Origin of the sequence: Amycolatopsis pretoriensis, assembly GCF_900107925.1 — a bacterium.
GTDB classification, from domain to species: domain Bacteria; phylum Actinomycetota; class Actinomycetes; order Mycobacteriales; family Pseudonocardiaceae; genus Amycolatopsis; species Amycolatopsis pretoriensis.
In genome coordinates this window covers 144,560-169,102 of the sequence record NZ_FNUJ01000001.1, presented here as the reverse complement: position 1 = coordinate 169,102, position 24,543 = coordinate 144,560, and the positions used below count along the sequence as shown (strand labels likewise).

Annotated in this window: 23 protein-coding genes; 6 read left to right on the top strand and 17 right to left on the bottom strand. The window is 72.3% G+C overall.

Features of this window, described 5'->3' with window-relative positions; translation table 11 throughout:
• The first annotated feature begins 107 nt into the window (after positions 1-107).
• Together BLV96_RS00760 and BLV96_RS49615 are read left to right on the top strand one after the other, a co-directional pair.
• Positions 108-4,733 carry a DUF6531 domain-containing protein gene (locus tag BLV96_RS00760; RefSeq protein WP_086676367.1) on the top strand — a complete coding sequence of 1,542 codons (4,626 nt, stop codon included), beginning with the start codon at positions 108-110 and terminating at the stop codon, positions 4,731-4,733.
• 68 nt (positions 4,734-4,801) lie between these two features.
• On the top strand, positions 4,802-4,957 hold the full coding sequence (locus BLV96_RS49615; RefSeq protein ID WP_158104131.1) for a hypothetical protein: 156 nt from the start codon (positions 4,802-4,804) through the stop codon (positions 4,955-4,957).
• A gap of 44 nt (positions 4,958-5,001) precedes the next feature.
• Here the strand turns inward: BLV96_RS49615 and BLV96_RS00755 are convergent, their stop codons facing one another.
• A complete protein-coding gene (locus tag BLV96_RS00755) occupies positions 5,002-5,778 on the bottom strand; it encodes an acetoin reductase (RefSeq protein WP_086676369.1) in 777 nt (258 codons plus the stop codon).
• A 57-nt stretch (positions 5,779-5,835) separates the two neighbouring features.
• Positions 5,836-6,792 carry a GlxA family transcriptional regulator gene (locus BLV96_RS00750; RefSeq protein WP_086676371.1) on the bottom strand — a complete coding sequence of 319 codons (957 nt, stop codon included), beginning with the start codon at positions 6,790-6,792 and terminating at the stop codon, positions 5,836-5,838.
• A 71-nt stretch (positions 6,793-6,863) separates the two neighbouring features.
• Between BLV96_RS00750 and BLV96_RS00745 the strand changes: the two genes are divergently transcribed.
• A complete protein-coding gene (locus BLV96_RS00745; RefSeq protein WP_086676373.1) occupies positions 6,864-7,487 on the top strand; it encodes an HD domain-containing protein in 624 nt (207 codons plus the stop codon).
• 47 nt (positions 7,488-7,534) lie between these two features.
• Complete coding sequence (locus BLV96_RS00740) at positions 7,535-7,813, top strand: hypothetical protein (RefSeq protein ID WP_086676375.1); 279 nt, start codon at positions 7,535-7,537, stop codon at positions 7,811-7,813.
• Positions 7,814-7,854: 41 nt separating this feature from the next.
• Here the strand turns inward: BLV96_RS00740 and BLV96_RS00735 are convergent, their stop codons facing one another.
• The 7 genes from BLV96_RS00735 to BLV96_RS00700 form a co-directional block, all read right to left on the bottom strand.
• Positions 7,855-8,664 (bottom strand): helix-turn-helix domain-containing protein, encoded by an 810-nt coding sequence (locus BLV96_RS00735; RefSeq protein WP_086676377.1) that lies wholly within the window; start codon positions 8,662-8,664, stop codon positions 7,855-7,857.
• Positions 8,657-9,214 (bottom strand): carboxymuconolactone decarboxylase family protein, encoded by a 558-nt coding sequence (locus BLV96_RS00730; protein WP_086676379.1) that lies wholly within the window; start codon positions 9,212-9,214, stop codon positions 8,657-8,659. Before BLV96_RS00730 ends, BLV96_RS00735 begins: the two co-directional genes overlap by 8 nt.
• A gap of 59 nt (positions 9,215-9,273) precedes the next feature.
• Complete coding sequence (locus tag BLV96_RS00725; RefSeq protein WP_086676382.1) at positions 9,274-10,983, bottom strand: dipeptide ABC transporter ATP-binding protein; 1,710 nt, start codon at positions 10,981-10,983, stop codon at positions 9,274-9,276.
• A complete protein-coding gene (locus BLV96_RS00720; protein WP_086676384.1) occupies positions 10,980-12,650 on the bottom strand; it encodes an ABC transporter substrate-binding protein in 1,671 nt (556 codons plus the stop codon). The genes BLV96_RS00725 and BLV96_RS00720 overlap by 4 nt, the downstream gene beginning before the upstream one ends.
• A gap of 10 nt (positions 12,651-12,660) precedes the next feature.
• Positions 12,661-13,656 carry an ABC transporter permease gene (locus tag BLV96_RS00715; protein WP_086676386.1) on the bottom strand — a complete coding sequence of 332 codons (996 nt, stop codon included), beginning with the start codon at positions 13,654-13,656 and terminating at the stop codon, positions 12,661-12,663.
• Positions 13,656-14,579: an ABC transporter permease gene (locus BLV96_RS00710; protein ID WP_086676388.1), complete on the bottom strand. Its 924-nt coding sequence runs from the start codon at positions 14,577-14,579 to the stop codon at positions 13,656-13,658. Before BLV96_RS00710 ends, BLV96_RS00715 begins: the two co-directional genes overlap by 1 nt.
• 636 nt (positions 14,580-15,215) lie before the next feature.
• Entirely contained in the window at positions 15,216-16,478 is a 1,263-nt protein-coding gene (locus BLV96_RS00700; protein WP_086676390.1) for an MFS transporter, read from the bottom strand.
• Positions 16,479-16,547: 69 nt separating this feature from the next.
• Between BLV96_RS00700 and BLV96_RS00695 the strand changes: the two genes are divergently transcribed.
• On the top strand, positions 16,548-16,991 hold the full coding sequence (locus tag BLV96_RS00695) for a winged helix-turn-helix transcriptional regulator (protein ID WP_086676392.1): 444 nt from the start codon (positions 16,548-16,550) through the stop codon (positions 16,989-16,991).
• 9 nt (positions 16,992-17,000) lie between these two features.
• On the opposite strand, the gene BLV96_RS00690 is transcribed toward BLV96_RS00695, so the two are convergent.
• On the bottom strand, positions 17,001-17,681 hold the full coding sequence (locus tag BLV96_RS00690; protein WP_208608096.1) for a TetR/AcrR family transcriptional regulator: 681 nt from the start codon (positions 17,679-17,681) through the stop codon (positions 17,001-17,003).
• Positions 17,682-17,778: 97 nt separating this feature from the next.
• Between BLV96_RS00690 and BLV96_RS00685 the strand changes: the two genes are divergently transcribed.
• On the top strand, positions 17,779-18,693 hold the full coding sequence (locus tag BLV96_RS00685; protein WP_086676396.1) for an SDR family oxidoreductase: 915 nt from the start codon (positions 17,779-17,781) through the stop codon (positions 18,691-18,693).
• 4 nt (positions 18,694-18,697) lie between these two features.
• Here BLV96_RS00685 and BLV96_RS00680 read toward each other — a convergent pair whose 3' ends face one another.
• From BLV96_RS00680 to BLV96_RS00650, 7 genes are all read right to left on the bottom strand, one after another.
• The gene (locus BLV96_RS00680) at positions 18,698-19,291 is read right to left on the bottom strand and encodes a TetR/AcrR family transcriptional regulator (protein ID WP_086676398.1); all 594 of its coding nucleotides are present in this window, start codon (positions 19,289-19,291) and stop codon (positions 18,698-18,700) included.
• A 28-nt stretch (positions 19,292-19,319) separates the two neighbouring features.
• The gene (locus tag BLV96_RS00675) at positions 19,320-20,354 is read right to left on the bottom strand and encodes a hypothetical protein (protein WP_086676399.1); all 1,035 of its coding nucleotides are present in this window, start codon (positions 20,352-20,354) and stop codon (positions 19,320-19,322) included.
• Positions 20,351-21,790, bottom strand: coding sequence for an FAD-dependent oxidoreductase (locus BLV96_RS00670; protein ID WP_086676401.1), 1,440 nt, complete (start codon positions 21,788-21,790; stop codon positions 20,351-20,353). Before BLV96_RS00670 ends, BLV96_RS00675 begins: the two co-directional genes overlap by 4 nt.
• A 136-nt stretch (positions 21,791-21,926) precedes the next feature.
• Positions 21,927-22,814 carry a GNAT family N-acetyltransferase gene (locus BLV96_RS00665; RefSeq protein ID WP_158104132.1) on the bottom strand — a complete coding sequence of 296 codons (888 nt, stop codon included), beginning with the start codon at positions 22,812-22,814 and terminating at the stop codon, positions 21,927-21,929.
• A 9-nt stretch (positions 22,815-22,823) separates the two neighbouring features.
• Entirely contained in the window at positions 22,824-23,339 is a 516-nt protein-coding gene (locus tag BLV96_RS00660; protein ID WP_143050902.1) for a hypothetical protein, read from the bottom strand.
• Positions 23,340-23,457: 118 nt separating this feature from the next.
• Positions 23,458-24,099, bottom strand: coding sequence for a hypothetical protein (locus tag BLV96_RS00655; protein ID WP_086676405.1), 642 nt, complete (start codon positions 24,097-24,099; stop codon positions 23,458-23,460).
• 189 nt (positions 24,100-24,288) lie between these two features.
• Positions 24,289-24,495, bottom strand: a complete 207-nt coding sequence (locus tag BLV96_RS00650; RefSeq protein ID WP_086676407.1) for a hypothetical protein — start codon at positions 24,493-24,495, stop codon at positions 24,289-24,291.
• Between the last annotated feature and the right edge of the window lie 48 nt (positions 24,496-24,543).

The window sequence follows — 24,543 nt, the reverse complement described above, 5'->3', positions numbered from 1 at the left end:
CGGATTTTCGGGCAAGCGGGACTCCCGCCGTCGCGGCGCTGCTACGTTCACCGGAAGCTCTTTGAAAGTTTGACGAATGTTCGCCGTGACGTCAGGAAGGTCGCGTAGTGGGCAACCCGCTGGTCGCGGAGACCAAGGACTCCACCAAGGCGTATTCGGGCATTTCGCTGCTGGAGTCGGCGAACGACCTGAAGTCCGCGATCGAAAGCGGCGACTGGGCGTCGGTCGCCCTGGGTGCGGTGGGCACCGCCCTCGACGCCCTTTCCATGGCCATGGACCCGTTCGGCGCGATCCTCGCCGCCGGCGTCGGCTGGCTGATCGAACACGTCGGCCCGCTCAAGGAAGCCCTCAACGGCCTCACCGGCAACGCCGACGAAATCGCGGCGCAGTCGGAAACCTGGAAGAACGTCGCCACCGAGCTCGGCAAGGTCGGCGAAGACCTCACCGGCATGGTCAAGACGGACGTCTCGTCGTGGACCGGCACCGCCGCCGACAACTACCGGCAGCGCGCCCAGGACACCGTGACCCTGCTCGAAACGGCGCAAAAGGGCTGCGAAGGCGCCTCGAGCGGCGTGAAAACCGCCGGTGAGGTCGTGGCCGCGGTCCGCGCGCTGGTGCGCGACATCATCGCCGAGCTCGTCGGCCACCTGATCAGCTGGGCCCTGCAGGTCGTGTTCACCCTGGGCATCGGGATGACGTGGGTGGTCCCGCAGGTGATCACCGCCGTCGCCAAGACCGCCTCGAAGATCGCCGACCTCACCAAGCGGCTCGTGAAAGCGTTGCAGGCGCTCATCCCGCTGCTCAAGCGCGCCGGCGACCTGTTCGGCGACGCGGCGAAGGCGCTCAAGAACATCAAGCCCGGCAAGGCCGCGCCGCCGCCGAAGCACGCCGACATCAAGGGCAACCCGAAGGACCTCGGTGGCCCCAAGGGCAAGGGCGATCCCGACGCGCCGCCGCCCAAGACCGATCCGCCGCCCAAGAACGGCGACGACAGCACCACGACGTCGGGCGCGAAAGGCGATCCTCCCCCGAAGAACGACCCACCGCCCAAGACCGATCCGCCGCCGAAGAGCGACCCGCCGGCCGACGGCCCGCCGCCGAAGGCCGATCCGCCCGGAGGCACGCCGAAAGGCAGCCCGGACGGCGGCGGCACCCCGAAGGGCGACCCCAAGGGCGACGGCCCGCGGGACCGCGCGGTGCCCGACGACAAGAAGGTCTGCGTCTCCGACCCCGTCGACGTCGCCACCGGCGAAGTGGTGCTGGCGCAGGTCGACCTGACCCTGCCCGGCGAGGCGGGCGATCTGGTGCTGTCGCGCACGCACCTGTCGTCCTACCGCGCGGGCCGGTGGTTCGGCCGCTCGTGGGCGTCCACTTTGGACCAGCGGCTGGAGGTCGGCCGCGACCGCGTCCGGTTCTACGCCGAGGACGGCATGGTCCTCGTGTACCCGCTGCCCGACGGCGACGGGCCCGTGCTGCCGATCGAAGGACCGCGCCACCCGCTGCGGCGGACCGCCGAGGGCTACCTCCTGTCGACCGGCACCCGCGACCTCGGGTTCGCGGCCGGGCCCGGCCCGGTGCGGCCGCTGACGCTGATCGAGCAGGGCGGCGCCCGCACCACGATCGACCACGACGCCGCCGGCGCCCCGCGGCTGCTGCGCCGGGACGACGGCACCGAGATCACCGTCGAGTCCGGCGCCGGGCGGGTCAAAGCGCTCGGCGTCCCCGGCGGCGCGCCGGTCGTCCGGTACGGCTACAACCGGCTCGGGCAGCTGACCCAGATCGCCGGGTTCGCCGGGCGCCCGGTGAACCTCGACTACGACGTCGACGACCGGATCGTCGGCTGGCAGGACCGCACCGGCACCTGGTACCGCTACGTCTACGACGCCGCGGGCCGGTGCGTCCGCAGCGTCGGCGCCGAGCGCTACCTCAACGGCACGTTCGCCTACGACGCCGAAGCCCGGACCACCCGGCACACCGACGCGCTGGGCCACACCTGGGTCTACCGGATGAACGAGGCCGGCCAGCTCGTCGAGCGGACCGACCCGCTCGGGCACACGCGCCGGTACTCGTGGACCCGCTACGACGACCTGCTGTCGCAAGTGGACGAACTCGGGCGGATCACCTTCTACGGCTACGAAAACGGCGCACTGACGACGGTGACGCGGCCCGACGGTTCCGTGGTGCGCGTGACCCCGGCCGGCCCGGGCGAGGTGGAACTGCGGACCGGCGACGCCCGCGCCGTCGCCCCGGCGACGGATCCCTACGCCGCCCTGCCCGGTGTCTCGACGCGGTTGCGCGTCGACGGGCCGGCCGACCCGCTCGGCGACGAACCGGTGCTCACCGCGGCGGTGCGGCCGGGCGACCGCGACCCGTTCGGCCGGCCGCGGCTGGTGCACACCGCGTCCGGCGGCGCGGCCCGGCTGGGCTGGACGGCCGAAGGGCAGCGCTCCTGGCGGATCGGCCCCCACGGTGAGCGGGAAAGCTGGCGCCACGACGGCGAAGGACGCGTCGTCGAACACCGCGACGCCGCCGGGCGCGCCACGCGGCGCACGTACGGCCCGTTCGGCCTGCCGATCGAGGAGTTCGACGCCGCGGGCGCGCGGACGGCGTACGGCTACGACGCCGAGCTGCGCCTGATCGCGGTGACCAACCCGCGCGGCCGGACCTGGCGCTACACCTACGATCCCGCCGGGCGGCTCGTCGAGGAGACCGACTTCGACGGCCGCCGGCTGACCTACGCCTACGACGAAGCCGGGCAGCTGCGGCGGATGACCAACGGCCTCGGCGAGGTCACCGAGTACGCCTACGACCAGCTCGGCAACGTCGTCGAACGCCGCACGGCCACCGGCGTCACCGGGTACGCCTACGACGCGCTGGGACAGCTCGAGTACGCGGCCGACAACGACTCGGTGCTGCAGATCGTGCGCGACGAACGCGGGCGCGTGCGCGAGGAGACCGTCAACGGGGTCGGCGTGCGCTGGACCTACGACGCCGCGAGTGTCCACCGCACCACACTGTCCGGTGTGGACAGTGCGTGGCGCTACGACGGCGAGCTGCCGGTGTCGCTGCGGGTCGCGGGCCACGAAATCGCGTTCGAGTACGACGAAGCCGGCCGCGAGGTCCGCCGGTCGGTCGACGGCGCGGAGGTGCTGCGCCAGGTCTTCGACGCCGCGGACCGGCTCGGCGAGCAGGAGAGCACCGGCCTGGGCCGGCGAACTTACCAGTACACGCCGGACGGCCGGCTCGCCGCGATCGACGACGCGCGGCCGGTCCGGTTCGGGTTCGACCCGGCCGGGCGGGTCGCGGAGGTGCTCACGCCCGAGGGCGTCGAGCGCTTCGCCTACGACGCGGCGGGCCGGCTCACGCCGCCGGCCGGGACGCGGTACGCCCACGACGCGCAGGGCCGGGTGACCAGCCGGGTGCGCGCGACCGCCGAGTGGCGCTTCGTCTGGGACGAGCTGGACCGGCTGATCGTCGCGATCGGCCCGGACGAGTCGTTCTGGACCTACCTCTACGACCCGCTCGGTCGCCGGTTCGCCAAGCGGCGCTGGGAGATCGGCGACGACGGCGCACCGCGGCAGACCGCCGAGACGTGGTTCGTCTGGAGCGGCGCCGAGCTCGTCGAAGAGATCGAGGTGGCCGACGACGGGTCCTCGCGCGTGCTGACCTGGGAGCGTCACCCGGACGACGGCCGGCCCGTGGTCCAGGTCGAGCAGCGGGGCTCCGAGGTGCGGTTCCACACGGTGGTGACGTCCCCGGCGGGCACGCCGACCGAGCTCGTCGGCGCGGACGGCGGCGTCGAGTGGCAGGCGCGCACGAGCTTCTGGGGCGAGCTGCTGCCGTCGACGTCCGGCACCGCGCCGATGCCGCTGGCGTTCCCGGGCCAGTACCGCGACGCCGAGACCGGGCTGCACTACAACGTCTACCGCTACTACGACCCGCACACCGGCCGGTACCTGAGCCAGGACCCGCTCGGCCTGGCCGCGGCGCCCGACCCGGTGGGGTACGTCGAGCAGCCGCACCTGCGGGCCGACCCGCTCGGGCTGGTGCAGAGCCCGTGCGGCAAGACGGGCGGCCCGAAGGCCCCGGACAACCCGGCGGGCGGCGGCGACGCGGCGAAACTCCCGCCGGGGTCGAAGAAACCGGACGGCCTCGGCGAGTTCCGCGACCCGGACGGCAAGATCCGGCCGCACAACATGACCGACGAGCAGTACGCCAAGTTCTCGAAGAAGTGGGACGAGATGATGGCGCCGGGCAAGGACAAGTCGTGGTTCTGGTCCGGCGGCCACATCAAGGACTCGGTCGTCGACCCCGCGACCGGCAAGCAGATCTCCGGGTCGACGTACCACGGCTCGATCGAGAACCCGGCGATCGACCTGGCGAAGAAGAACGGCGGCAACACGCTCGAAGGCCTGCTGAAGGACAACAACGTCGAGATGCCGAAGTTCTCCGACAACCACCCGAACGGCGAGAAGGTGTGGAAGGACGCGTCGAAGGCGCTGGCGCACAACGCGGAGGGCGACGTCCACATCGCGCTGCCGAACACGCCGGGCAAGTCGAGCGGCTGGCCCGGTCAGGGCGACGAGCTGGGTTCCCGCCGGCCGAACAACGTGTTCGACATGGACGAGTTCCCGATCCTGCGCCACAACCCGAAGGTGGACAAGGTCTGGGCCCACGACACGGACCACCCGGACGCGCCGCCGGTGGTCATCTGGGACAAGAACACGCGCTGAGGGCTCAACCGGCCGGGGTGTTCGGGCGTGGGAGGGACGTCCGCACGTACCCACCGGAGAGGACTCCCATGGACACCTTGCCCGAAGACCCGCTCGGCCCGCCGGTGATCGGCCAAGCGGCGCCCCTCGTCACCGCCCGCAACCAGGCACTCGCCGGCCGCGACCCGCGCCGGGACATCTTCATCCAAACCACCACCATCAGCCTGCACCCCGAAGACAGCTGACCGGCCGCCCGCCACCGGCAGCACCGGTGGCGGGCACCCCTGGCTCAAGCGAACTGGATCCCGCCGTCGATCATCACCGACTGCCCCGTCATGTAGTCCGAATCCGGCGAGGCCAGGTACGACACGTAACTCGCCACGTCCTCCGGCACCGACACCCGGCCCAGGTGGATCAGGTTCGAGTACTTCTCGATCGCCTGTCCCTTCCGCAGCCCCTCGGACTCGGCCAGCTTCTCGTCGATCAGGTCCCACATCGCGGTCCCGACGATGCCCGGGCAGTAGGCGTTCACCGTGATCCCGTGCTCGGCCCACTCCATCGCCGCCGCCTGGGTGAGGCCGCGGACCGCCCACTTCGACGCCGAATAGTGGCCGAGCAGCGCGAACGGCCGGTGGGCCACGATCGAGGCCGCGCCGATGATCTTGCCGCCGCCGCCCTGGGCGATCATCTGCTTCGCCGCCGCCTGGTAGCACAGGAAGATGCCGCGCGCGTTGATCGCCAGCATCCGGTCCCAGTCCTCCGGGGTCACCTCCAGCAGCGGCAGCACCTGCGCGATGCCCGCGTTCGCGACCATGACGTCCAGTGCTCCCAAGGCAGTCACGGTCTCGGCGACCATGGCCGTGACCGCCGCCGGGTCCGACACGTCCGCGGTCACCGCGGCCGACCGCCGGCCGAGACCGCGGATCTCCTTGACGACCGTCTCCAGCTCGGTCTCCTGGGCGGCGATGTCGTTGACGGCGACGTCGTGGCCGTCCGCCGCGAGCCGCAGCGCGATCGCCTTGCCGATCCCCCGGGCCGCGCCGGTGACGAGGACGTTCTTGCTCATGCGATGACTCCTTTGTGTCGCGGGGCTTCCACGGAACGTAGGCGAGCCCCGCCGGAGTCAGAAGGCGGCCGCTGTCTCAGTTTGAGACGCGCGGAACAGCGCCCGGTAGTCCCGCGGTGACGTGCCGAGGTGCCGGTGGAACGCCGCGCGCACGGTCGCCGTGCTGCCCAGGCCCGTGTGCCGGCCGAGGTGCTCCACCGGGAGGTCCGTCGTCTCCAGCAGCTCCCGCGCCCGGTCCAGCCGCGCCGCGGTCAGCCACGCCATCGGGGACGTCCCCGTCTCCTCGCGGAACCGCCGCAGGAACGTGCGCCGCGACAGGTGGACGCGGGCGGCGAGCGTGTCGACGTCCACTTCGCGTGCGAGGTCGGCCAGCAGCCACTCGCGCAGCGGGCCGAGCCGGTCGCCCGTCGCCTCCGGGCGCAGGCGCTCGATGTACTGCGCTTGGCCGCCCGTGCGGTGCGGCGGGGCGACGAGCAGCCGTGCCTTGGCGTTGGCCGCCGCGGCACCCCTGTCGGTGCGGATCAGGTGCAGGCACAGGTCGATCCCCGCGGTCACCCCCGCCGAGGTCAGGATGTCGCCGTCGTCGACGTACAGCTGGTTCGGCAGCACTCGCACCCGGGGGAACCGGCTGCGGAATTCGGCGGTGAACCGCCAGTGCGTGGTCGCCGGCCGCCCGTCGAGCAGGCCGGCCTCGGCGAGCGCGAACGCCCCGGTGCAGATCGACACGATCCGCGCACCCCGCGCGTGGGCGGCGCGCAACGCGTCCAGGACCTCGGCGGCCGGCGGGGTGCCGACGTCGTCGTAGCCCGGGACGATCACGGTTTTGGCACCGGGCAAGGCTTCGAGCCCGGCGCCCGCGGCGATCGTCAGGCCACCGCCGCCCACCGGGACCGGGCGCCGGTCGGCGCACACCGTCAGCTCGTAATTCGGGTCCGAGCCGAAGACCTGCACCGGGATCCCGACGTCCAGGGCGAGCACGCCCGGGAGCGCCAGCACCGTGACGCGGTGGTTCATGGCACGATCCTAGCGGTACTCGGCCTGCGGGCCACTGTCGCGGGCCGGCGGCGGCTTCTAGCGTCGACGCGGTGACCGACTTCCTCGCCCTGCCCGCCGGGCCGCTCGCCGACACGATCCTCGCCACCGTGCGGAAGACGGAAAGCCCCGCCGTGGCCAACCACAGCGTCCGGAGCTTCCTGTTCGCCCGCCTGCTCGCCGAGCACGAAGGCTGCGTGGCCTACGACGCCGAGCTGCTCTTCGCCGCGACCGTCCTGCACGACCTCGGCCTGGGCACGCTGGCTCCCGGCCGGACGCGCTTCGAGGTCGAGGGCGCCGACCTCGCCGCCGAGCTGCTGACCGAGCACGGCGTCGACGCGCCGCGGGTGGACCTCGTGTGGGAGGCGATCGCCTTGCACACCTCGCCGGGCATCGCGGAACGCCGCGGCCTGCTGGCCTACCTGACCCGCGAAGGCGTGGGCATCGACTTCGGCCGCAAGGCCCACGTCGTCACCGGCCGGCACGAGCGCATCCACGAGGAGCACCCGCGGCTGTCGATGGTCCCGTCGCTGGTCGACGCCATCGTCGAGCACGCGGCCCGCGCGGAGGAAGCCGCCGCACCGCGTTATTCGATCGCGGGCGAACTCCTGCGCGAACGCCGGGAAGCCGGGGTCACCGGGCTGGAACGCGCGACCGCCGGCACGCCCTGGGCGTGACCGCGCTCGGGGAATCGAATCAGGGCCGAAGAGGTCGGGCCCCGGCCGTGAGCACCGGCAACGCCAGCCGATCGACGACGTGGTCGAGGAAACCGGCGGCGAAGGGCAGCCGCACAGCCACCCTCGACCTGCTGGTTCCGCAGGGGCGGGTGAGCATGGTCGGCGTGCCGCCCGAGCCGATCGCCGCACACCCGATGCGACTGCTGCCGGCCGAGAAGACGATCTCCGGCGGCGTGCCCGCGTCGCCCGGCGAGACCCGGCTGATGCTCGGCTTCGCGGCGCGGTACGGGATCGGGCCGCAGGTGGAGACCTTCCCGGTGGCGTAGATCACCACCACCGCCGACGTCGTCCGCGGTGGCCGGGCGCGTTACCGGGCGGTCGTCGGGCTCACGTGAGCCCGGACGTTCTCCCGGGTTTCGTCGTCCATGGGGTGGAAGCACTCGATGCGCAGTTCCTGCAGCGTCACGTCCTGCGGTGTGCCCAGCGTCGTCACCGTCGAGAAGAACGCGAAGCGCACGCCGTCGCGGGTGTAGCGGATCGGGACGATCGGCAGCAGCGGGCCGGTCACGTCCAGGGTCCGCAAGCCGGCCGGCACACCCGGGTAGCGCAGCACCTCGTCGAGGATGCCCTGGGCGCGTTCGTCGGTCACGCCACCGAGGGCTTCCCGGCGCACGCGCCCGACCAGGGCCTCGGCCACCTCCGGCCAGTTCGTCACGTGCGGCCGGACGCCGTCCGGGTGGAACATCCGCCGGAGCACGTTCGGCGGCCCGGGCGGCTCCGCCGCGCGTCCACTGTGGAGGAACGCGAAGAACCGCCGGGCCGCACCGTTGGCCCGGCGGATGTCCCAGCCGCGGTCCATCACCAGCGCCGGGTACGGTTCCTGCTGCCCGAGAATGGCCTCGAGCGCGTCCCGGACGGCGGCCAGCGCCGGAGCGTCCAATGCGGACTCGGCGTACTCGGGCGAGAACCCTGCGCTGAGCAACAGGGTGTTGCGGTCCCGCAGCGGCACGTCGAGCACGCCGGCGAGCTTCAGCACCATCGCACGGCTCGGTTTCGCGCGGCCGGTTTCGAGGAAGCTCAGGTGCCGCAGCGAGACGGCCGCCTCGGCCGCCAGCGCCACCTGGCTCAGCCGCCGGGCGGCACGCCAGTGCTTCAGCAGCGGGCCGACCTCAGGCACCCGGCGTCCACGCGTGCGGTTCGACGACGGGCTCCAGCGGTGGCCGGGCGACGTTCGCCGCGTAGTTGGTCATCGCCGAGATGGCCACGCCGGCGACGACCTCGAAGAGCTGCTCTTCGCCGAACCCGGCCGAAGTGAACGCCTTCACGTCCGTTTCGTCGAGGTGCCCGCGCTTCTCGATGTAGGCGACGGTCAGCGCGGACAACGCGGCCAGGCGCGGATCGCGGGGCAGCTCGCCGCGGCGCACCGCCTCGACCGCCTCGCGCGGGACGCCGTCGGCGAGTGCCTCCAGCGTGTGGAAGGCCACCGCCCACTCGCTGCCGTTCGCGACGGCGTTGGAGAGCAGCAGCACCTGCCGCTCCGCCGGGGTGAACGTGCCGCCGCCGCGGAAGTGACCGAAGGCCGAGAAGAACGAGTTGAGCAGCGCCGGCGAGTTCGCCATCACGGCGGCCGCGCCGGGCACGAACCCGAACGTCTCGCGCAGCACGGTCAGCGGCACCTTCGCCTCGGCCGGCGCGGTGTCGAGCGTGTGCATCGGATAACTGGTCATGGCGCAAGCTTGGCCCGGCCGGGGCACGGAAACAATTCCCTCCGAGGTAAGCACCGGGCTCAGCGCAGCTGCCGCCAGGCCTCCCGGCGCCGGCGCTGGGCCTCCGGGTCCGCCACCGGCGCCGCCGACAGCAGGCGCTGCGTGTAGGCGTGCGCCGGAGCCGTGAGGACGTCCTTAGTCGGGCCCTGCTCGACGACGTGGCCGCGGTGCATCACCGCCACCCGGTCGGCCAGCTGCTCGATCACCGCCAGGTCGTGGCTGATGAACAGGCACGCGAAGCCGAACTCGTGGCGCAGGTCGCGCAGCAGGTCGAGGACCTTCGCCTGGATCGTGACGTCGAGCGCGCTCGTCGGCTCGTCGGCCACCAGCAGGTCCGGGTTCAGCGCCAGGGCGCGGGCGATGCACGCCCGCTGCCGCTGCCCGCCCGACAGCTCGTGCGGATAGCGTCCGGCCAGCGACGGCGAGAGCTGGACCGAGTCCAGCAGCTCCGCCACCCGTCCGTCCACTTCGGACGAAGAGACCGCGCAGTGCAGCCGCACCGGCGTCGCGACGCTCTCCCCCACCGTCGTGCGGGGGTTCAACGAGGACAACGGATCCTGGAACACCACACCGATCCGGCGCCGCAGCGCCTTCGCCGCCCGGCCGCGCACCCGGGTGACGTCGGTGTCTCCGATGTGGACGGATCCGCCGGTCGGCGCGAGCAGCCCCGTGACCGCGCGGGCGACCGTGCTCTTGCCCGAGCCGGACTCGCCGACCAGGCCGAGCACCTCGCCCGGCTCCACGTGCAGGTTCACCCCCGACGCCGCGCGGACGGCGATCGCGCGGAACCGGCCGCGGTAGGTCACCGACAGGTCCGCGACCCGCAACAGCGGTGCCTCGGCGGGGACGTCCGGCACCGACGCCACCGCCGGGTGCTCGGCCGCGGCGACGTGGCCGGGGCCGACGGAAAGATCCGCCGACAGCGCGCGTTCGAGCCCGGACGTCGCCGTCGCCGACAGCGAGACGACCGAGCCGAGCAGCTGCCGCGTGTAGTCCTGCTCGGGAGCGGTGAAGATCGCGGCGGCGCTCCCCTGCTCGACGACCCGGCCGTCGTGCATCACCACCACGCGGTCGGCGAGGTCGGCGACCACGCCCATGTCGTGCGTGATCAGCAGGATCGCCGTCCCCAGCCGCGAGCGCAGGTCCCGCAGCAGCTCCAGGATCTCCGCCTGGACGGTGACGTCCAGGGCCGTGGTCGGCTCGTCGGCGATCAGCAGCTTCGGCTCGTTCGCCACCGCCATCGCGATGACGACGCGCTGCAGCTGCCCGCCGGACAGTTCGTGCGGGTACGCCCGGAACCGTTCGCGGGGCGCGGGCAGCCCGACCAGGTCGAGCAGTTCGATAGCGCGGTCGCGCGCCGCCGCGGCGGTCACGTCCCGGTGGGCCCGGATCGCCTCGACGAGCTGGTCGCCGACGGTGAACACCGGGTTCAGCGCGCTCATCGGCTCCTGGAACACCATGCCGACCTCGCCGCCGCGCACCGCGCGCAGCTCGGCCGGGGTCATCGCGTAGAGGTCCCGCCCGGCCAGCTCCGCGCGGCCCGTGACGCGGGCCGTGGGCGGGAGCAGGCCGAGCAGGGACATCGCGGTGACCGTCTTGCCGGAGCCGGACTCCCCGACCACCGCGACGACTTCCCCGGCCGCGACCTCGTAACCGACCCCGCGGACGGCTTCGACGTCCCCGAAGGAGACCTTGACGTCGTGCAGCCGCAGGAGCCCGGCTCCGCTCACTGGAGGATCCCGAACTTGCGGTAGTCGACGTAGGCCGGGAAGCGCCCGATCTCGACGCCGCCGACCTGCGACCCGCGCAGGAACGAGTTGCGGGTGTAGATGAGCGGCACGACCGGCGAGTCGGCGAGGATCTTCTTGTCCAGCGCCGCCCACTTCTTGCCGGCTTCGGCCGGGTCCACAGTGGCCTGTGCCTCGCCGATCAGCTTGTCGACCTCGGGGTTGTGGTAGCGGGATTCGTTGTACCCGCCGTTGCCGATCTCGGTGGACTGGAACAGCGGCTGGATGTTCGCGTTGGCCGACGGGATGTCCGGCTGCCACGAGCTCAGTGTCAGGTCGAAGTCCGACAGGCCCTTGGTGTCCACTTCGGACGTGTAGGTGTCCTCGTCGAGCGGTTTGATGGTGACCTTGATACCCGCCCGCGCCAGCGATGCCTGGATCGCCGCGGCCTTCTCCGGGTAGCCGTTTTCGTTGTGCGTGGCCAGGACCAGGCCGTCGAGCCCGTTCGGGAAGCCGGCCTCGGCGAGCAGCTGCTTGGCCTTCGCCACGTCACCGGACGGCGGCGCCGGGTACAGGTCGTACTGCTCGCGGCCCTGCAGGCCCGGGGTGATCAGCGTGGTGGCGACGTCCCCGGCCAGCTGCGCGCTGCCCGCGCTCGCGACCTGGTAGGCGGCCTTGTCGACGGCGTACTGGAACGCCTGGCGCACCTTGGGGTTGACGAGGTTGCCGCGCTGGGTGTTCAGCGAAAGGTAGGCCAGCGCCCCGGATTCCGACGTCACCAACCGGGTCTTCGCCGACGCGTTGCCCTGGATCTGCGCCAGCTGGGCGGGCGAGGCGAACGACATCCCGAAGGCGTCGCGGTCCTTGCCGGTGTCGTCGATCAGCCGCTTGGAGATGACGCCGGTGTCCTGGCCGAGCTCGAACTCGATGGTGTCGGGGTTGGCCAGCCGCGTCTTGTCCTCGTCGCGGCTCCAGTTCGGGTTGCGCGTCAGCTTCGCCGCCTTGCCGCGTTCGTAGCTCGCCAGCTGGTACGGCCCCGACGCGACCGGGTGGTCACCGTAGTTCGCCTCGGCGCCCTTGCCCTTCGGCACCGGCGAGAACGCCGGCGTGCTGGCGACCCAGTTGAAGTCGCCGTAGGCGCGGGCGAGGTGGAAGACGATCGTCTTCGGGTCGGGCGTCTGGATCGTGTCGAGTTCCTTGCCGTCGAACGGGCCCTGGTACGCCAGGCCCGGCGAGAGCAGGTCCTTGTGGTAGGCCAGACCGCCGGAGAACGCGGGTGCGAACGAGCGCTCCAGGCCCCATTTGACGTCCGCCGCGGTGATGGCGGTGCCGTCGGCGTACTTCAGGCCGTCCTTGAGGGTGAAGGTCCACGTCTTGCCGCCGTCGGTGGCCTTCCCGGTGTCGGTGGCCAGGTCGGGCACGATCGTGGTGTCCTTGCCCGGCGCGACGTCCCACGACGTCAACCGCCGGTGGATCAGCCCGAGCGTCGTGACGACGAGGTTCGAGCTCTTCGCCGGGTCCCAGGTGATCGACGGCGCGTCGTTGAGCAGGACGAGGTTGCCGCCCGGCTTGACGGTGCCGCCCTGCCCGGCCGGTGTGTCGTTGGCGCCGCACGCCGTCAGCAGCGTGACGGCGGCCAGCACTCCCGCGGCGAACCGCAGCTGTTTCATCGTGTCCCCTTCAGACGAGGCGAGCCCGCGGATCGAGCGCGCCGTAGCAGAGATCGACCAGGAAGTTCAGGACCGTGACCAGCAGGGCCGAGAACAGCGTCACGCCCAGCAGGACCGGCAGGTTGAGCGACGCGATCGCGTCGACGAGCAGCCGCCCGACGCCGGCCATGCCGAAGATCCGCTCGGTGATCACCGTCCCGGCCAGCAGCCCACCGAGGTCGACCCCGAAGACGGTGATGACCGGCAGCAGGACGTTGCGCAGCGCGTGCCGGCCCACGACCTTCCGCTCGGTGAGGCCCTTCGCTCGCGCGGTGCGGATGTAGTCCTCGCCGAGGGTTTCCAGCATCTGCCCGCGGGTGAGCCGCGCGTAGATCGCGGCGTGCAGGAACGCCAGCACGAACCACGGCAGCACCAGGTGCCACGCCCACTGCGCCGGATCTTCGGTCAGCGGCACGTACCCGTTCTTCGGGACGACGTCGAGCGCGAACGCGAAGATCGTGATGCCGATCATCCCGGCCAGGTAGGCGGGCATGGACACTCCGGTCATCGCGGCGGCCATCGTGATCCGGTCGACGGCGGTTCCGCGCCGCAGCGCCGAAAGCACGCCGAGGCCCACGCCGAGCACGATCCAGATCGCGGCCGCGCCGAGCGCGACCGAGAAGCTGACCTCGATCCGGCCGCCGATCTCGCTGAGCACGTCGACGTTGTTCTGGAAGTCCCAGCCGAAGCAGGGCGCGGTGCAGTGGACCGCCGCGGCGCCGGTGCCGAACGTGCGGCCGCCGAAGATGCCGCCGAGGAAGTCGAAGAACTGCTGGTACCACGGGACGTCGTAACCCATGAACTCCCGCGCCAGCCGCAGCCCCTCGGGCGAGCACGGGCGGCCGCAGGCCAGCCGCGCCGGGTCGGCGGGCAGGACGTAGAACACCACGAACGTCACGAAGGCGACGACGAACAGGACCAGCAGCATCCCGGCGAAGCGGGTGGCCACGAACCGGGCGGTGCGCATCAGGCGGCACCCCCGGACCGCGGGTCGAGCGCGTCGCGGATCGCGTCGCCGACGACGTTGAACGCCAGCGTGATCAGGAACAGCATCGCGCCGGGGAAGACCAGGTACATGGGGTCCGTCTCGAAGAAGTCGATGGCCGCGCTGATGGTGCGGCCCCAGCTGGGGGTCGGCGGCAGGACGCCGACGCCGAGGAAGGACAGCGCGGCCTCGTTGCCGATCATCGACGGGATGGACAGGCTGGCGACGACGATGACCGGCGCCCAGAGGTTCGGCAGCAGCTCCTTGGTGAAGACGTGCCACGGCCCGCCGCCGACGACCCGCGCCGCGGCGACGAAGTCCCGCTTGGCGAGCGTCAGGGTCTGGGCGCGGACGATGCGCGCGATGCGCGGCCAGCCGAAGAGCCCGAGCACGACGACGAGCGTGATCTGCCGGGGGAAGTCCACCGGCAGGACGGCGCCGAGCGCGATCATGAAGATCAGGTAGGGGAAGCCGAGGATGACGTCGGCGGTCCAGGTGACGAGCCGGTCCCACCAGCCGCCGAGGTAGCCGGCGCTGACCCCGATGACGACGCCGAGCACGGTCCCCAGCACGGTGGCACCGAGCCCGACGAGCAGCGAGGTCCGGGCCCCGTGGGCGACGAGCGCGAAGAGGTCGACGCCGGTGAGCGGCTCGACGCCGAACCAGTGGGCGCCGCTGACCCCGCCGAGCGCCCCGGCGGGCAGGCCGGTCGGGCCGAGGGTGCCGATGTCCGGGGTGAGGCTCTGCCCTTCGGCCAGGACGAACAGATCGGCCCCGGCGGCGAGCAGCAGGATGACGACGATCAGCACCGCGCAGACGGGCGTCCACCGCCCGGTCCGGACGGCACGCCACACCGCGGCGGGCAGGGAGCGCGCCGCGAGCGGCGGGAGGGAGGGGGCGGACACAGCACCTTCTGGAGTTGGAGTTCAGCCGATCGAGTGACGATCGGGACTTTAGGGAGGGGCGTCGGTGATCATTCAACCGTCTCAGGATGTGGGCGGGAAGTCACGGGCTTGCGGGTGTTTGGTCCGGGTTGTCCCGGTTTCTTCGCACCATGCGGACGCTTCGCGGTGATCTTCTCGGCACCGCCACCGCACCGACCGCCGCGGGCGCGGCCGGAAAGCACCCCGGCCAACGCGATCGAGCCCGGCGAACCGGCCAAAGCCTTTCCACCTCACCGAGCGGGTTCTCGAGCCGATGCCCGCGCCGAGTGGCGGCCGGAAGCGCGCGGCGGCGACACCCCGGCCGACGCCGCCGAGCGCGCCGAGGACATCCGGCGCCGGCAGATCACGCCCCGGCGCGCGCTGGCTTTCTCGAGCAGTACTGGGGTCGGGACCTGTCGCGCGGGACGATCCCGGTCGAGGAGCGGACCGGCAAGCTCGACCGGATCCGGAAGTGGCGAGAGCTGGCCGAGGCGAAGAACCTGTCGATCCACCAGCTGGTCCTCGAAGTCCAGCCCCGCCGGCACGGTTTCGTCGGCACACCCGGCCAAGTCGCCGACGAGCGGGCGCGGTACGTGCGGACCCGCGCGGTGGACGGGTTCAACCTCGGTCCGCACCTGGTCCCGGCCGCGCTGGACGACGTCGTCGACCGGCTGGTCCCGGAACTGCAGGACCGCGGCGTCCACCGGACGGCGTACGAAGGCGCGACCCTGCGCGAGCACCTCGAGCTGCCACCGCCCAGGTGACCAGCGCGGCGCCGGCCAGTGCCGCACCGAGCACGGTCGAGCCCGGCCAGCCCGCCACGGCGTACACCGCGGTCGTCGCGGCGGCGCCGGCTGCCGAGCCGAGGGAGTAGAACACCATGTACCCGCCGATCACCGTGCTGGTGCGGCCGGGGAACGCGGTGGTCAGCGCGTGCTGGTTGGCGACGTGCACGACCTGGACGGCGAAGTCGAGCAGCAGCACGCCGAAAGCCGGCAGCGGCAACGACCAGCCCAGCTGACCGATGGCGAGCCACGACCCGAGCAGCAGCACGAGCGCGAGACCGGTGACGCGGCCGGCGTGTCCCGCGTCGCCCCAGCGGCCGGCGCGGGCCGCGCCCAGCGCGCCCGCGAGCCCGGCGGCACCGAACAGCCCGATCTGCGTTTCGCTCAGGCGCCACGGTTCACCGGCCAGCGGCAGCGCCATCCCGCTCCACAACGTGCCGAAGGACGCGAAGAGGAAGAAGGCGATCAAACCGCGGCTGAGGAACAGCGGCCGCGTGAAGAGCCCGGCCAGCGACCCGAGTATCCGCCGGTGGGACTCGGTCGCGGTCCGGCCGTCGGCGGGCAGGAAAACGAGGCACAGCAGGGAAAGGACGGCGGCGAGGACCGCGAGCGCGACGTAGCTGCCACGCCAGCCGCCGAGGTCGGCCAGGGTGCCGGTGAGGACCCGGGCGCCGAGGATGCCGGCCACCACGCCGGACGTGACGACGCCGAGGGTGCGCCCGCGCTCGGCGGGCGGGGCGATCGACGCGGCGTAGGCGACCGTCGTCTGGACCACCACCGCGAAGAGCCCCGCGACGGCGAGCCCGCCGAACGCCACCCACGCGACCGGCGCGGCCGCGGTGACCGCCAATCCCGCCGCCACCAAGCCCAGGTGGACGGCGATCAGGCGGCGCCGGTCGAGCCGGTCGCCGAGCGGCACCAGCAGCACCAGCCCGGCGAGATAACCGAGCTGTCCCACCGCCACGAACCAGCCGACCGAGTCCCGGGGAACGCCGAGGTCGTCGCCCATCGGACCCAGCACCGGCTGTCCGGCGTACACGCCGGCGACCGCGACGCCGCACACGACGGCGAGCAACAGCCTTCTCCCGCGTCCCACCCGACCTCCAATTGGTTGCGATTTGCAACTCTTCGGAGCGTAGGCGAGAATGGTTTCATTACGCAACTCATGGGAGACGCGATGTGGACGGACCCGACCTGCCCGGTCGCGCGGGCGGCGGACGTGATCGGCGACCGGTGGAGCCTGCTGATCGTCCGCGACGCGATGGACGGCGCCCGCTCGTTCACCGACTTCCAGCAGCGCACGGGCATCGCCCGCAACATCCTGACCGACCGGCTGCGCAAACTCACCGGGCACGGCCTGCTCGCCCAGGTCGACGCGCCATCGGGGAAACGGCGGCAGTACGCGCTCACCGAGGCGGGCCGCGACCTGTTCGCCGTGATCGTGACGCTGCGCCAGTGGGGTGAGCGGCACGCTTTCCAGGCGGGCGAACCGCATTCGGTCCTGGTGGACGAGCACGGCAGGGTCGTCCCGCCCCTCGCCCCCACGGCCTCCGACGGCACACCGCTGACCTGCGACACCACGTCGGTGCGCAAGGTCGATCAGCCGTAACGCCCGACCTCAGCCGACCTCGGCGGACCGATCGCCCGCGCGCGCCAGCAACCCGGAAATCGTCACTTCCAGGGTCCGGCCCACCAGCTCGGTGAACTCCACCCGCGTGGCCGCCACCGCCGGATCCAGCGCGTAAGCCGCCTGCAACGCCTCGGACGGCCGGCTGTGCGGCCACGCCGCCGCGGTGACCAGACTGGTCGTGGACACCAGTTCGTAGGCGGCCCGGTCGTCGAACTCGGGCAGGTGCCGGCGGACCACCGCGGTCAGCGACTCCACGGCCCGCAGCAGCGCGTGCTTGTGCTCGAGCGCCACCTCGGTCGAGACGTTGTGCTCCAGCACCGTCGCCTGGGAGCTGATCAGGTCGCACAGCACCGGCCTGCGGACGAGGGATTCGGCGAGCACCGCCGCCAGCCGGTCTCCACGCTCGCGAGGGCCGCCTTCCGCGGGGACCGAGCCGGCCAGCTCGGCGATCCAGTCGCGGATGTGCCGGTCGAGCAGTTCCAGCAGGACCGCCTCGCGTGACTCGACGTACCGCACGATGTTCGCCTTGGCCAGGCAGACCCGGCGGCTCAGCTCGTTGAAGCTGAGCTTGGCGACCGGCATCTCGGTCAGCATCTCGTCGGCGGTGGCCAGGATCGCGCGCCGCCGCTCGGCTCGTTGCTCGTCGGTGCGGGCGCGCTTGAAGTTCACCTCTCCCATCTTACGTACCCCCGGTACGTTGTCAACGAACCGCCGGTACGTTATCGTGGGGGTCGTAACGTACCAGCGGTACTTAGAGAGGTGTGCCATGTACCAGGTCCCGGACCAGCACGGGAAGCGCGCCGTCGTGACCGGCGCGAACAGCGGAACCGGCAAGGAGGCCGCCAAGCGGCTGGCCGCGGCCGGCGCGGACGTGGTCCTCGCCGTCCGGACGCCGGAGAAGGGCGAACAAGCTCGTCGCGACATCCTCGCCGAGTACCCCGAAGCCCACGTCGAGGTCCGGCGGATCGACCTCGCCGACCTCGCCTCGGTGCGCGAGTTCGCGGACGGGCTGATCGCCGCCGGCCGGCCCCTCGACCTGCTCGTCAACAACGCCGGCGTGATGACCCCGCCCCGGCGGGTCGAGACGACCGACGGCTTCGAGCTGCAGCTGGGCAGCAACTACCTCGGCCCGTTCGCGCTGACCGTGCGCCTGCTGCCGCTGCTGCTCGCCGCGCCCGCCCCGCGAGTCGTCACGATGAGCAGCGGCATGGCCAACGCCGGCCGGATCGCCTTCGACGACCTGCAGGCGGAACGCGAGTACCGCCCGAACCGCGCCTACGCGCAGTCGAAGCTCGCCGACCTGATGCTGACGCTGCGGCTGGCGGAGATCGCGGCCGAGCGCGGCTGGCCGCTCCTCTCGACCGGCGCGCACCCCGGCTACACCCGCACCAACCTGCAGACGTCCGGCCCGGGCCTGGACGGGCGCGGGCCCGGCCCGCTCACCTCGCTGGCGTTCAAGCTCGTGCCGTCCCAAGGGGTCGAGCGGGGCGCGGAACCCCTGCTGTACGCGGCGACGAGCCCGGACGCGACGCAAGGCGGCTACTACGGACCCCGCTGGGCACTGGTCGGCCCGGCGACGACCGCCAAGCCGACGCGCCGCGCGCTGGACAAGGCGGTGGCCGAGCGGCTGTGGACCGAGTCCGAGCGCCTCACCGGTGTCTCCCTGCCGGCCCACGCCTGAGGCGTCACCCGCGCAGCGCCGGCCCGATCCACCGCCGGACGAGCGCCCGGATCCCGTCTTCGGTGAGCGACGAGGGGTAGCGCAGGTAGGACTGGAAGAGGCGCATCAGGATTTCGGCCAGTCCCTCGAAGTCCGCGTCACCGGTGACGCCGGCGGCCGCCCAGTCGACCGGCACGTTCCGGAGAATCCTCGCGCCGTAGGAGAAAGCCAGCGGTGACAGCACGGCTTCGGTGAAGAAGTCGGCCTCGCCCGCCTGCAGGAGGAGACCGAGGTGGGGCTCGCCGGGCAGCGTCCGGACCGCGAACACCACCGATTCGACGGCGACCTCGACCGCGGTGGCGAAGGACGTCAGGTGGCGTTCCATCCGCCCGGCGAACTCCTCGACGCCGGCCAGGGCGACCGCGCGCAGGATGTCGTTGAGGCCCGGGTAGTAGCGGTAGACGGTCTGCCGCGTCACCCCGGCCTCGGCGGCGACGTCGGAGAGGGACGTCTTGGCGAGGCCGACGCGGTCGAGGCACGCCGTCGCCGCGTCGGTGATCCGGCGGCGTGCCTCGTCTTCGGTGCCGGGTGGGTTGCCCCGCCAGCCGTGGTGCCCCATGCGGCCCATCTTTCCCGACCGGACGGTGTCAGCCGGGAGCAGGGGCCCGCTCGTTCCGGTACAGCGCGACCAGCACGAGCCCGGCCGCGACGAAGCACGCGAGCACGTAGGGAACGCTCCCGGCCGGGCCGTCGCCGTCCGCGGCGACCCAGAACGCCGCCAGCCCACCCAGGTAGCCGGCGGGATAGACCCGCGCGAAGGCCGACGGTGGCGGGCGGTCGGCCCGGTTCGTGGCGATGATCCACGCTCCCGCGAGCCAGACCAGGCCCAGCTCGACGCCGAGGATCCACGCCTGCGCGTCCGCGTTGCCGTCGAAGAGGCTCGACGGGAGTCCCGCGATCGCCATCGCCGGCGGGGCGAGCACGCCGGCCACGACCGTGCGCCAGGTCAGCGACCACCCGCGGCGCGGGCCGCCGGCCAGCCGCACCACCAGGTAGGTCAAGGCACCGAAGGAAACCGACGCGAACAGCAGCATGCTGGTCATCGGCACCGCCGCCAGCGCCGGCCGGTTGACGATCCGGTTGCCCGGGTTCCACGCCCACCACCCCAGCCGCGGGCCGAGCTGGTCGAAGACCTCGTAGAACACCTGGCAGACGAAGGCGACCGCCACCGACCCGGCGAGCGGGCCCCGGCCGCGGAAGATCCCGAGCGCGCGCACCAGCTCGTAGGCGAGCTGGCTGAACGCCGGGTAGAACGCGACGATGTAGAGCGGCAGCCGGTCGGCCATGAACTGCACGGTGAATTCGTTGTGGGCGAAGATGAAGCCGTAGACCCGGTCGAGCCCGAACCACTCCGGGAAGTACAGCGGCGGCTCGGTGACGAACAGGTAGACCAGCGAAGCCCACCACAGCGCCAGGTTGACCGGATCACCGGCGCGGTACCGGCGCAGCGCGTGCACCAGCGCGAACACGGCACCGCCGACGACGAGCAGTTCGAGCAGCGGCATCGTCCAGTGGGCGAGGTCCCACGGGAGCCGGACCGAGACGACCGGCGAGACGTCGTGGCAGTCGAAGCCGAGACCGCGGGTGACGGCTTCGGCGTCCGGCCCGCACGCCGGGCTCATCGCGCGGTCGCCGTCGAATAGTCCGTGGCGGGCGGCTCGGCCTGGGCGTCGAACCCGAACGGGACCCGGTGCCGGCCCAGCGCGGCGCGGACGCGGTAGCGCACGAGCCCGCCGAGCACGCGCGGGTTGCGCAGCATCTCCCCCAGCGACTCGTCGAGGTTGAACACCTTGGCGAAGTGCTCGTCGACGGCTTCGTCCTCCCGCGCGGCCCCGACGATGAGGCTGAAGGCCGGCGCCGAGATGGCGGCGAGGATCCGGCGCCGCCACTCGGGCGGCTTCTCGGTGCCCTCCGCGCACTCGTACCCCTGGTCGCGGGCCATCGCCAGCCGCCAAGGCACGTTCAGCAGTTTGCGTTGCGCAGCAAGGAACTTTGCGGCGGATTTCCCGTCGAGCCGGGTTGCGTCGGCGAGGTGCTCGCGCAGCAGCAGCGCGGACCCGGCCGCGGAGCTGATGCCCTGGGCGTAGAACGGGTTGAACGCGCAGATCGAGTCGCCGACGAACGCCAGCCGCGCCGGCGGGGTGCGCAGGCGGTCGTAGCGCCGCCACTTGTTGCCGGTCGAGCGGGTCAGGTGGACTTCCGAGGTGGGCTCGCACCGGTCCATCGCGGCGGCGAACAACGGCGTCCGCACCCGGCGGGCCGTCTCGACGAACGCGTCGGTGGTGCGCGGCATCGGCAGGCCCCACGAGCCCATGCAGGCGATGACCCGGTCACCCTCGACGGGGAAGAAGTTGACCAGGTAGTCGTGTTCTTCGGGGTGCGCGCCCTTGTCCGGCGTCGGCATGATCACCAGGTGCCGCCACCACCAGGACTCCGGCCGCGGCGCGGGCAGGTCGTACCAGCGCGAGGTGTAGGTGACCTTGGCGTCGAGCGTCCTGGTCTCCGGTTCGGGCCAGCCGGCCGCGGCCAGCCACGCGCCGACGGAGGACCCGCGGCCCAGGGCGTCCACGACGAAGTCGGCGTCGAGGCGGCCGTCGTCGGTGTCGACGCCGGTGATCGCGCCGTCCCGGGTGGTCAGTCCGGTGACCGCGACGCCTTCGCGGATGGTGACGTTGGGCAGTTCGCGCACTTTGTCCCGCAGGACGCGTTCGATGAGGATCCGCGAGCTGTAGACCATGGTCATCGCGCTGCGCTTGCGGGCGGACCAGCCGACGCCGTCGAGGTAGGCGGCGTCCATGGACGGCATGAGGTGCAACCCGCCGGCGGCGACGAGGTCGGCTTCGAAGCCGGGGAAGAGAGCGCCGATCGCGCGGCGGCCCGAGTTCAGCAGGAAGTGCGGGTGCTTGCTCTGCGGCACCCCGCGCCGGTGCTCGGCTCCGGCGGGGAGTTCGTCGCGTTCCAGCACGACGACGTGGTCGAAGTAGGGCGCGAGGGCGCCGGCGGAGCAGAGCCCGGCGGCACTGCCCCCGAGGACGACGGCGATTTGGCCGAGCCGCATGCGGACCACCTCCATTCATACAAAGTGACGACGAATGTATGAATGGGTGGGCGTGGGTGTCAAGGCTCCGGACGGAGCTCGCTCGGTTACGACGCGGGCGGCGAGCTGACCCGCAGGACGTTCCCGTCCGGGTCGGTCAGCCGCATCTCGTACATCCCCCACGGCCGCACGAACGGCGGTTCCGCGACGTCACCCCGCGCTCGCGCCACTCCCGCAACAGGCGGTCGACCTGGGCGGCCGTGTGGACGTCGAGGTGCAGGCGGGTCGTGTGCGCGCCCGGGACCTGGGTCAGCATCAGCTGGACGTTGTCCCGGGCGACCAGCGCGGTGCCCGGTTCGTGCGGTTCGCCGTCGTGCAGGAACCGGCCCCGGCGGTCCGACCAGCGCCAGCCCACGGCGAAGCCCAGAGCGTCCGCGTAGAACCCGAGACTGGCGACGACGTCGGCCACCAGGAGGTTGGGCCGGCACGCGAAGATCGCCGGCCCGGCCGCGGCGCCGTGCCAGTCCTCGGCCAGCAGGCCGAACAGGAGGTCGTCCGTCCACTCGCCCTTGAGCCACGTGTGCCGGCGGCGAAACCCTTCCTGGCTGAATCCGAGCCGCTCCAGCAGGCGCGCCGACGCGGTGTTGCGCGCGTCGCACTCGGCGGAGACGCGGCGGACCCCGGTGGCGAACACGCGGTCCAGCACGCCCTGGACCGCGTCGGTCGCGTAGCCGCGTCGCTGGTGCGCGCGGGCGATCGTGAACCCCAGGTCGGCCTGCATCCGGTTGTCCGCCAAGCAGACTCCGACGTCCCCGACCAGCATCCCGCCGACCTCGACGGCGTACTGGAACCAGCCCGGCGCGCCTTCTTCGGCGGCCGCGAACTCGGCGACGAGCCGCCGGGCGTCCGCTTCCGGCACCGGCGCGGCCCAGCCCTGGTACCGGGCGACCTCGGGATCCGAGCGGTACGCGGTGAACTCGGCCACGTCCGCGGCGGTGAACCGCCGCACGACCACCTGCCCGGCCGCCACCGGCAGTCCGCTCATCCGCCCAGGCTAGCGAGCCGAGCCGTGGGAACCGCGGATGCGCAGCCCGTCGGTCTCGATGATCAGCTCGGTCGGGCAGTCGTTCACCCCGACGCCGGCGAACCGGATCGGCTCGCGGCCCGCGCCCACCAGGGTGGTCGTGCCGTTCTTCTCCTCGAGCCGGACCGTCCGGGGCCCCGATCGGGTGTCGAAGACGTGCAGGCTGCCGAAAGCGGCCTCGACATCCCGCCAAACCGCCTCGCGCGTCCCGTCCAGGACGACGGACGGCAGCAGCTGCGGCTCCCCGTCGAGGAAGACCTCGGTCGTGGCGGACTCGCCCGTGTCGATCCGCAGGCCGGTCTGCTCCTCGTTGTCGAGGGTCAGCTCGACGTACCCGCCGCGCGGCGCCGTCTCGCGGATCTCGAGCTCACCGCCGGGCCGCACCAGGAACTCCGCCGGGTACCGGGCGATGACGGCGAGGAGCGGCTGGCGCAGGCCGTTGACGACGCGGATCGTTTTCACCCGCTGCGCTAGTGATTCGGTCAACGGAGGAACCCTTCAACGATGGTGCGAATCGGCAGATCGTACCTCCGGGTGCCGGTTCTCCGGCGCTGCCCCAGGGGTCTCTAAGGGGTGGTCCAGTCCTGCGCGGCAGCCGGGTTCTTCAGCGCGGGTCGCGGTGGTACACGTGCAGCAGCGCGGCGGGGTTTCTCCGATGGTGCTGCTTCCACGGACCGAGGCCGATCTCCGCGCACCAGTGGACACCCGCGGCGAGCTGGGCGGGACCGTCTTCGACGAGCGAGCGCACCTCTTCGCCGGCGAGTTCGAAAGCGCGCCGGCTGCCGATCACGAACAAGGTGTCCGCGGCGAAGGAGTACCTCAGGTGGTCGCGGAAGTCGCGGTGGAAGAACCGTTCGTGGTCCGCACGATCGAAGAGGGGAAACGGCCGCGGCGGCAGCGTGACGGTGGTCGCCGCGGGCGGGGACAGCCGGGCCCGCAGCCCCTTCCAGCTCGACACGCGGAACCCGAGGCGGTGGTGCAGGAGCACGAGGTCGAGCGGCCGGCCCGCCGATGCCGGCGCGCGCAGGGGCAGGTGGACGAGGCTGTGCGGCGACCGCGCGGCCAGCCACCAGGCGGCGGCGAAGTCCACGGCCGCGTCCTTGCCGACCGCGAACTGCGCCCCGAACCGGTCTTCCTCCAGGACGGCGTCCCGGATCGGCCGCCGCGGGCGGACGACGCGGTGATCGACGCCGTCCAGCCGCGCGGTGCCGACCGACGCCCGCCACCGCACCCCCGCGAGCCGCATCCCGCTTTCCCCCTGCCTTTCGCCCGACGGCGAAACGATAGGTGCCGGGCGTCGCCGGAACCACCGGTTTACCGGCTGACCGCGTACGCGCTCCGGTTCCGGCGGCTGGTCACCGCCTGCGTTCCGGTGTGGTGTCCAAGGTCTGCAGCACCGCACCGCGTGAGCCCGGGGTGTGCGGCCGAACCGGTGTCAGCGACGGGCGCGGCGGCCGGACGGGTCGTGGGCCACCGGGCCGGGACGGCGTTGCGGGCCGGGTCCGGGCGCGCCGTCGGCAGACGGTGCCGGGGTGTACACGGGTTGGCGGAACAGGCCGCCGTACCGGACGTCTTGAGGTGTGGTGAGCGTGCCGGGCCGGGGTTCCTCGGCGACGGGGTGGCTGAACAGCGAACTGTCCACTGTGGAAGCAGTGATCGGGCGATCCTTTCGTGGACGCCACCGGAGGTG